Source organism: Actinokineospora auranticolor (genome assembly GCF_041897805.1).
Classification (GTDB): Bacteria; Actinomycetota; Actinomycetes; order Mycobacteriales; family Pseudonocardiaceae; genus Actinokineospora; species Actinokineospora auranticolor.
In genome coordinates this window covers 2,118,553-2,126,962 of sequence record NZ_CP154825.1, presented here as the reverse complement: position 1 = coordinate 2,126,962, position 8,410 = coordinate 2,118,553, and the positions used below count along the sequence as shown (strand labels likewise).

At 73.6% G+C, this 8,410-nt stretch carries 8 protein-coding genes; all 8 read right to left on the bottom strand.

Going from position 1 to position 8,410, the window contains the following annotated elements:
* Positions 1 to 149 precede the first annotated feature (149 nt).
* Positions 150 to 965 carry a siderophore-interacting protein gene (locus V5P93_RS10065; RefSeq protein ID WP_181043849.1) on the bottom strand — a complete coding sequence of 272 codons (816 nt, stop codon included), beginning with the start codon at positions 963 to 965 and terminating at the stop codon, positions 150 to 152.
* 2 nt (positions 966 to 967) lie between these two features.
* Complete coding sequence (locus V5P93_RS10060; protein ID WP_104482598.1) at positions 968 to 1,195, bottom strand: MbtH family protein; 228 nt, start codon at positions 1,193 to 1,195, stop codon at positions 968 to 970.
* Positions 1,196 to 1,228: 33 nt separating this feature from the next.
* A complete protein-coding gene (locus V5P93_RS10055; RefSeq protein WP_104482597.1) occupies positions 1,229 to 2,107 on the bottom strand; it encodes an alpha/beta fold hydrolase in 879 nt (292 codons plus the stop codon).
* 1 nt (position 2,108) lies between these two features.
* Positions 2,109 to 3,788, bottom strand: a complete 1,680-nt coding sequence (locus V5P93_RS10050) for an ABC transporter ATP-binding protein (protein ID WP_104482596.1) — start codon at positions 3,786 to 3,788, stop codon at positions 2,109 to 2,111.
* The gene (locus V5P93_RS10045) at positions 3,781 to 5,421 is read right to left on the bottom strand and encodes an ABC transporter ATP-binding protein (RefSeq protein ID WP_104482595.1); all 1,641 of its coding nucleotides are present in this window, start codon (positions 5,419 to 5,421) and stop codon (positions 3,781 to 3,783) included. Before V5P93_RS10045 ends, V5P93_RS10050 begins: the two co-directional genes overlap by 8 nt.
* 120 nt (positions 5,422 to 5,541) lie before the next feature.
* The gene (locus tag V5P93_RS10040; protein ID WP_342752319.1) at positions 5,542 to 6,606 is read right to left on the bottom strand and encodes an iron chelate uptake ABC transporter family permease subunit; all 1,065 of its coding nucleotides are present in this window, start codon (positions 6,604 to 6,606) and stop codon (positions 5,542 to 5,544) included.
* Positions 6,603 to 7,646, bottom strand: coding sequence for a FecCD family ABC transporter permease (locus V5P93_RS10035; RefSeq protein ID WP_374065801.1), 1,044 nt, complete (start codon positions 7,644 to 7,646; stop codon positions 6,603 to 6,605). The genes V5P93_RS10040 and V5P93_RS10035 overlap by 4 nt, the downstream gene beginning before the upstream one ends.
* Before the next feature lie 69 nt (positions 7,647 to 7,715).
* On the bottom strand, positions 7,716 to 8,375 hold the full coding sequence (locus V5P93_RS10030) for an HAD family hydrolase (protein ID WP_219824164.1): 660 nt from the start codon (positions 8,373 to 8,375) through the stop codon (positions 7,716 to 7,718).
* Positions 8,376 to 8,410: the final 35 nt, after the last annotated feature.

Genomic DNA, 8,410 nt, shown 5'->3' with positions numbered 1-8,410 from the left:
CCTGCGCAACCTTCCACGGCCGTGGCCGCTCGCCCGTCAAACCCTGTGGGAGAAACGGGATTCTGCTGTTGACCAAGTTCACGGTCCGCGCGCCAGGTCGGGGACGGTGCCGGGCGGGGACGAGGGAGTGGGTGGTGGGAGAGAATGTCTCAGTCGTCTTCGGCGTGGCCTCTGCGCCAGTAGCCGCTGAAGTAGACGCGCTGGCGGGTCAGGTCGTGGTCGAGCACCAGGGTCGCGCGCACGGCCTGGGCCATCGCCGATTCCCCGGCGACCCAGGCGTAGGTGCGCGGGTCGACGGCGCCGACGGCGGTCACGGCGTCGTGCAGCAGCGTGGTCGTGCCGGGTTCGGCGCCGTCGCGGTGCAGCCAGGTGACGTCGAGGTCGGCGGCGGACGCCAGGGGCTGCTCGTCGGCGGCCCCGTCCACTTCCAGCAGCACCCGGGCGCGCGCCCCGACGGACAGGCTCCCGACGATGCCGCTGATCGCGGGCAGCGCGGTCTCGTCGCCGACGACCAGGTACGCCGACGTGTCGGCGGGCGGGGCGAAGCTGCTCAGGCAGCCGTAGAGGCCCACCGGGTCGCCGACCGCGGCGGCGCCCGCCCAGGCCGACGCCGGGCCGGTGTCGCCGTGCAGCACGAAGTCGATGTCCAGTTCGAGGTCCGCGGGCCGGGCCGCGCGCACGGTGTAGGTGCGCACGATCGGCCGCAGGCTCTCCGGCAGCGCGCGGACCTCGTCCCAGAACGGGACGGCGTCCGGCACCACGACCTCCGCGCCGGGCCTGGGCGGCAGCAGCACCTTGCATCGCGGCTCGGGGCCCACCTCGGTGAAGTGGGCCAGGTCCGGGCCGGTGAGGGTGATCCGCGCCAGGTGCGGGGTGACCAGCGCCTTGGCCGCGACGGTGAGCCGGTAGGGGCGCAGCGAGTCGCGGCCGGCGGGGGTCGGGCGGGGGCTCTGCGTGACGCTCACCGTCAGGCGCTCGTCCGGTCGGCGTCCATCCGCTCGGCGAGGCTGCGGGGGCGCATGTCGGTCCAGGTGTCCTCGACGTAGGCGAGGACGGCGGCGCGGCTGTCCGGTCCGAAGGCGACGGTCCACCCGGCGGGCACCTCGAGGAACGTCGGCCACAGCGAGTACTGGCCCTCGTCGTTGACCAGGGCCTGGAAGGTGCCGTTCTCGTCGTCGAAGGGGTTGGTCGACATCGCGGTGCTCCTCGGGTCCGACATTTTCGTTGGTTAGGCTAACCTAATTCGGACGACACGAGAAGGGCCAGACTCCCCGGCTGCGGGGTCCGTCACAGGTGGCCTCGGCGGGACCGCCAGGAACTCGGTGAGCAGGCCGTTCACCACCTCGGGCCGCTCCAGGTAGCCGTAGTGGCCGCCGCCGTCGACCTGGGTGAACCAGGCGTCGGGCAGCCAGTCCGCGATCTCCCGGCCCAGGTGCGGCGGGGCGACGAGGTCGTCGGTGAACGAGACCACCAGCGTCGGCGCGGTGACCCGGGCGCACAGCCCGGACAGGTCCGGGTCGTCGCCGATGTCCATCTGCGCGCGGATCCCCGGTCCGGGCGGCTGGGTGGCGAACTCGAGGATGTCCAGCCACTCGCCGACCTTGTCGCGGTCGAACAGGGTGTGCGGGGAGAGGTTCCACATCGCGGTGGTGGCGGCGTAGTAGCGCGACGGCAGCACAACGCCTTCGTCGACCAGGTCCCGCTCCCCCGCGTCGAACGTCGCGTGCAGCCGGCCTGCCCGCGACCGGGCCGCGAGCAGCACTACGCGGCCCACGAGGTCCGGTTTGGTCGCGGCCACGTCGATGGCGATCCGCGCGCCCAGCGAGGTGCCGACCAGGTCGAAGCGGTCGAGGCCGAGGTGCGCGGCGAGGGCGATGACGTCGGCGGCCATGTCGGCGACGGTGATGCCGTCGGCGCACTCGGAGGTCGGTGGGACGCCCCGATTGTCCACGGTGATCACCCGGTGCCCGGCGGCGATGAGCGCGGGCTGCTGGTGCAGGTGCCACACCCGACCGGAGCTGCCCATCCCCATCAGCATCACGACGGGCCTGCCCGCGCCCTTGTCCTGGTAGCTCAGGCTGATCCCGTTGAGGTCGACGACCGGCACGTCAGACCACCCGCCCTTCCGCGAGCCGGACGACCCGGGGCAACCGCTCGATGGTGGCCTGCCGGTGCGCGATGACGATGAGCGTGCGGTCCTCGTGCAGCCGGTCGACCGCGCGTTCCAGCCGGGCCGCGGTCTCGGGGTCGATGTCGGCGGTGGCCTCGTCGAGGATCAGCACCGCCGGGTCGACCAGCGCGGCCCGCACCAGCCCGACGATCTGGCGTTCCCCGGCGGAGAGCCGGTCGCCGCGCCTGCCGACCTGGGTGTCGAGGCCATCGGGCAGCGCGGCCCCCCAGTCGTCGAGGCCGAGGGCGGTCACGGCGGTGTCCATGTCGGCGCGGGTCGGGCCGGTCGGCGCCAAGGCGAGGTTGTCGGCGACGGTGCCGTCGACGAGGTGGACCTGTTGGGGCACCAGGACGAGCCTACCGCGCAGGTCGGCCTCGTCGAGGTCGGCGAGGTCGTGGCCGCCGTAGAACACGGCGCCGCGGTCGGGGGCGTAGAGGCCGCTGAGCAGCTTGGCCAGCGTGGTCTTGCCGGACCCGGTCTGCCCGACCAGGCCCGCGCGGTCCCCCTCGGTGAAGGTGACGGAGACCCGGTGCAGCACGTCGGCGCCGTCCACGTAGGCGTAGCCGAGGTCCGATGTGGACAGTTCGGCGCGGGGCGGCAGCTCGACGCGGGTGCCCCGGGACGCGCGCGGCTCGGTGGCCCCGAGCAGGTCGAGCAGCCGGGCCAAGCCGACGCGGGCCAGCTGGAACTCGGCCAGCAGCTCGGACAGGTTGAGCATGCCCTCGAACAGGTTGCGGGTGGCCAGCACGAACACCACGACGGTGCCGACGCTGATCTGGTCGGCCGTCACCAGCCACACGCCGAGCAGCAGCAGCGCGGCGGTGGACAGGCCCTCCAGCAGGTTCATCGTCTCCAGGCGGTTCTGCACGGCCACGGTCCGGTTCGCCGCGCGCAGGGCGCCGTCGTTGGACTTGCCGAACCGCTCGAGCCGGGCCGCGATCCCGCCGCCGAGCCGCAGGGTCTCCCCCGCCGAGACGAACTCGTTGAACTGGGCGGCCATGGTGGCCTCGGCGGCGGCCTGGTCGCCGAAGGCGTCGTCGGCGTCGCGGTCGAACCAGCGCAGCACCAGGATCGTGGCGGGCACGAACAGCGCGAGCAGGATCACGGTCAGCAGCCAGGAGTAGACCAGCAGCACGACCACGGTCATGGTCAGCGAGATGAGCGCGCCGAGCAGGTCGGGCAGGCTGGCGCGGACGAACTGGGCCAGCTCGGCGACCTCGCCGGTGCTGCGCCGCAACAGGTCGCCGGTGCGGTGCGCCTCGATGAACCGCAACGGCGCGCCCGCCAGCCGAGCGACGACCAACTCCCGCACCCCGCGCACGACCTGCTCGCCGACCGAGGTGAGCTGGAGTTCGGCGGCGGCCAAGAGCACCAGCCGGATGAGCGTGAGTCCGACGAGGACGAAGACGGCCGTCCACAGCGCGCCGCGGTCGCGGTCCAGCACCGCGTCCACGCCCGCGCCGATGACCGGCGCGATGCCGACGACGGCGGCGGTGGCCACGGCCGTGGTGAGCAGGGCGGCGGCGATGCGCCAGCGGTACGGGCGCAGGTGCGGCCAGAAGCGGCGGATGACGCCCTTGGTCGCGGGGGACTCGTCGAGGGTCCGGATCTCAGCCACCGACGACCTCCATGCGCGCCTGCTCGTCGAGGCGGATCAGCCGGTCCGCGGCGGCGACCACGGCCGAGCGGTGCGAGACGAACACGACCGCGGTCTCGGGCGACCACTCGCGCAGGCGCCGCAGGATGGTCTGCTCGGTGTCGGCGTCGACTGCCGAGGTGACGTCGTCGAGGACCAGCACCGGCGGTTTCGCCAGCAGCCCCCGGGCCAACGCCAAGCGCTGCACCTGCCCGCCGGACAGGGTCTCGCCGCGTTCGCCGACGACGGTGTCGTAGCCGCCGGGCAGGCCGTCGATGAACTCGTCCAGCGCGGCCACCCGGCACGCCTCGCGCACCAGGTCCAGGTCGACGTCGCGGTCGAGGGTCACGTTGTCGCGGATCGTGCCGGAGAGCACCACCGGCCGCTGCGGCACCACCCCGATCCGGCGCCACACCTGTTCCGGGTCGGCCAACCGCAGGTCGACCCCACCGAAGTGGACAGTTCCGCTGTCAGGATCGTCGAGCCTGCACAGCAACCGCACGAGCACCGACTTGCCCGAGCCGGTCGGACCGGTCACCACGACCAGTTCCCCCGGCGCGGCCATCAGGTCGACAGGGCCGACGACCGCGCGGCCGTCGCGCACCGCGCGCACCCCGACCGCGGCGAGCATCCCGGACTCCGGCAGCGGCCGCGGGTCCGCGGGCGCGGCCACCGCGGGCTTCGCCGCCAGCACCTCCGCCACCCGACCCGCCGCGACCCTGGCCTGACCGCGGTTGACCAGCAGGTCGACCAGGACCGTCACGGCGACCGTCATGGTGATCATCCACGAGGTGAAGGCGACCAGGGAGCCGACGGTGATCCGCCCGTCGATCGCCGCGAGCCCGCCGACGGCCAGCCCGATCGCCACCGCGACGCGCAGCACCGCGGGCGGCGCCGAGACCCACCACGCGGAGACCCGCGCGACACCCATTGTGTGCCGGGTGACGTGCGCGCTCACCTCGTCGTGCCTGCGCACCAGCACCTGCTCGCCGCCGAGCCCGCGCACGGCCGCGCTGGCCGAGAGCAGGTCCTCCACCGCGTCGGCGCGCTTGCCGTGCGCGGTGGACAGCCGCTCGTTGGCACGGCGGTAGCGGCCCGGGAACTGGGCGTTGACCAGGCCCAGCACCGGCATGGCCAGCACCAGGACGAGTAGCAGCGGCGGGTCCATCGCGCCGACCGCGGGCAGCACCAGCGCGACCGTGACCACCACCCGCGCCCACCGGGTCAGCCCCTGCACCCAGGCGTTGATCATCTCGGTGTCCCGGGTGACCCGCATGGCCAGGTCGCCCTGGCCGAAGGGTGCGATGGCGGCCCGGTCGAGGGTGCCAGCCCGGGCCGCGAGGTCGGCGCGCAGCCGGTGCGCGACGCGGTGCGCGGCCAGGCCGGACCACCACTTGCCCGCCGCGGCGGAGACCATCATCACGACCGCGACGACGGCCGTCGTGCTCGACCAGAACAGCGTGCGACCGCTGTCACCGGGGGTGATGCCCTCGTCGAGGCCGTGCTGGACGCACCACGGCATGGCCAGGAACGCGATCTGCTGCACCACCGTGGCGGCCAGTCCGGCCCCGAGCACGACCCGTTCCCGCCGCAGCGCGCCGCGCAGCAGTTCCACCGCGGTGTCCTCCCTCGCCCGCGGCCAGTCGCCAGCCGCCCCAAAGTGCCTACAACTGAAGTTAGGCAATCCTTACTTGCGGCCCGGTCGGGTGTCAATGTGACCGGGTCGGCGGCGGGCTCAGCGGCGGCCGGAGCGCCATTCCGTGGCCAGCAGCCAGGCCAGGTAGACGCCGCCGAGCGCGGCCGTGGCCACCCCGACCGGCAACGCGTTCTGGCCGAACGCGCGCTGGGAGAGCACGTCGCCGCCGAGCAGCAGCGCCGCGCCCATCGCGGCGGCGGGCAGCAGCGCGGGACCGGAGGAGCCCGCGAGCCTGCGGGCCAGTTGTGGCGCGGCCAGTGCCACGAAGGCGATCGGGCCCGCGCACGCGGTGGCCACGGCGGTGAGCGCGACGCTGACCACGACCAGCAGCAACCGCGTCGACTCGACCCGCACGCCGAGCATGGTCGCGGTCTCGTCGCCCATCTCCAGCAGGTTCAGCTTCCGACCCAGCACCACGCCCGCGGGCAGCAGCAGGACCAGCGCGACGGCGACCGGCAGCACCTCGCTCCAGCCGCGCCCGTTGAGGCTGCCGACCAGCCACACCTGCGCGGCCTGCGCCTGGCGCAACCCGGCGCGGGTCAGGATGTAGGTGTTGAGCGACCCGAGCACGGCGGTGACGCCGATGCCGATCAGGATCAGCCGGTAGCCCTGCACGCCGGTGCGGTGGGCCAGCCCGTAGACGGCCACCGCCGCGGCGATGCCGCCGAGGATCGAGCCGAGCGCGATCTGCGTGATGCCGCCGCCGAAGACGACCAGCACCAGGATCGCGCCGGTCGCCGAGCCGCTGGCGAAGCCGATGATGTCCGGGCTGCCCAGCGGGTTGCGCGACAGGCTCTGGAAGATGGCGCCGCTGATCCCCAGCGCGGCCCCGACCAGCACCGCGACCGCGACCCGGGGCAGGCGCAGGTCGAACACCACGTACTTCTGCCCGCCCGTGCCCGCGCCGCCGAGGGTGTCCACGAGTTGGGTGTAGGTGAGGGGGAAGTCGCCGGTGAGCATCTCCAGCACGGCCAGGCCGGAGGTGGCCGCCAGCAGCGCGACGACCACGACGATCGCGCGCGGGTGGGCGCGCAGGGACATCCGACCGACGCGGACGGGGACGCCCGTCACCGGCCTGGCGTCCTCGGTGGTAGCGGTGCTCACAGGTGGGCCAGCTTCCTGCGCCTGCACAGCGCGATGAACACGGGCGCGCCGACGAAGGCGGTGATGATCCCGACCTCCATCTCCCGCGGCGAGATGATCACCCGGCCGACCACGTCGGCGCCGAGCAGCAGCACCGGCGCCAGCACCGCGCTGAACGGCAGCACCCAGCGCTGGTCGGGGCCGGTGAGCGCGCGGGCCATGTGCGGCACGGTCAGCCCGATGAACGCGATCGGCCCCACCGCCGCCGTGGCCGCCCCGCACAGCAGGGTGATCGCCAGCGCGCAGCCGAGCCGGACCAGCGTGAGGTTCACCCCGAGCGCGCGGCCGGTCTCGTCGCCGAGCGCGAGCGCGTTGAGCGGTGACGCGAGCGTGGCCGCTACCAGCAGCCCGGCCAGGATGAACGGCAGCACCTGGAGCACCACGGCCATGTCCCGGTTGTCCAGCGAGCCGATCTGCCAGAACCGGAACTGCTGGAACGCGGCCGGGTCGAGCACCAGCGTCGCGGCGACGAACGCGCCGAGCGAGGCGCTGATCGCCGCGCCCGCGAGGACCATGCGCTCGGGCGTCACCTGGCGACCGGTCGAGCCGAGCACGTAGACGACGACCGACGCGGCGGCGGCGCCGAGGAAGGCGAACCAGATGTAGCCGCCGACGGTGGTGATGCCGAAGAACGCGATCGACGCCACGACCGCGGTGGAGGCGCCGATGTCCACGCCGAGCAGGGCCGGGTCGGCGAGCGGGTTGCGGGTCAGCGACTGCATCAACGCGCCCGCGACGCCGAGCGCGGTGCCGACGAGCAGGCCGATGAGCGTGCGGGGCACCCGGCGGTCCCAGATGATCGTGGCCTCGTCGCCGGTCTTGAGCGCGCCGGTCAGCACGTCCCAGACGGTGCCGAACGGGATGGTGCGCGAGCCGATGGCGACGCTGAGCGCGCAGATCACGACGAGCGCGGCGACCGCGACCACCAGCCACGCGGGCCGCGCGCCCCACGACCGGGGCCTGGCCTCGGTGGTCTCCCGCCGCGTGACGGTCTGCTCCACGGCGGGCCCCTCTCCACTGCCGGTTAAGTTAGGCTCACCTTAACCCGGTAACCGCCGCGCGCGGTCGGGCTACCCCACCAACTCGGCCAGACCCGCCACCCAGCAGGCGCCCTCCTCGGCGAACCGGGCGCCGCGCACCTGACCGGTGGTCACCCCGACGAAGCCGAGCCCGGCGCCGCGGGCGGCGTGCAGGTCCATGATCGAGTCGCCGACGTAGACGGTCTCCGCCGGTCCGACGCCGTGCGCGGCCAGCAGCCGGATCGCGTCGTCGAACACCGCCGGGTCCGGCTTGTGCGCGGCGGTGGCGTCGGCGCCGTGCACGAACCGCAGGCGGCCGGTCGGGAACCCGACCCAGTCCAGGTCCGACAGCGTGGGACCGGTGTTGGCCGAGGTGACCACGCCGACGTGCGCGCCCCGGTCCAGCAGCCCGTCGACCACGTCGCGGGCGCCGTCCATGACCGGCTTGCGGTAGCGCGGCTCCAGCGTCAGGTTGGCCGCCCGCATCTCCTCCAGCGGCGCGGAATCGCGGTACAGCAAGGAGATCAGCTCGTCGAACGGCTTGCCCCAGTGCGCGGCCAGCTCGACCTCGGTGAGGGTGATGCCGTAGAACCGGGCGGCCACGGCCTGGTGTTGCGCCCACTTCACGACCCGGGTCATGACCAGGGTGTCGTCGAGGTCGAACACCACCGCGCGGGCGCGCTCGACCAACTGCCGCGCTTGTTCGCTCACACCAACTCCCGGGCCGGGGGGAAAATCGTCGCCAT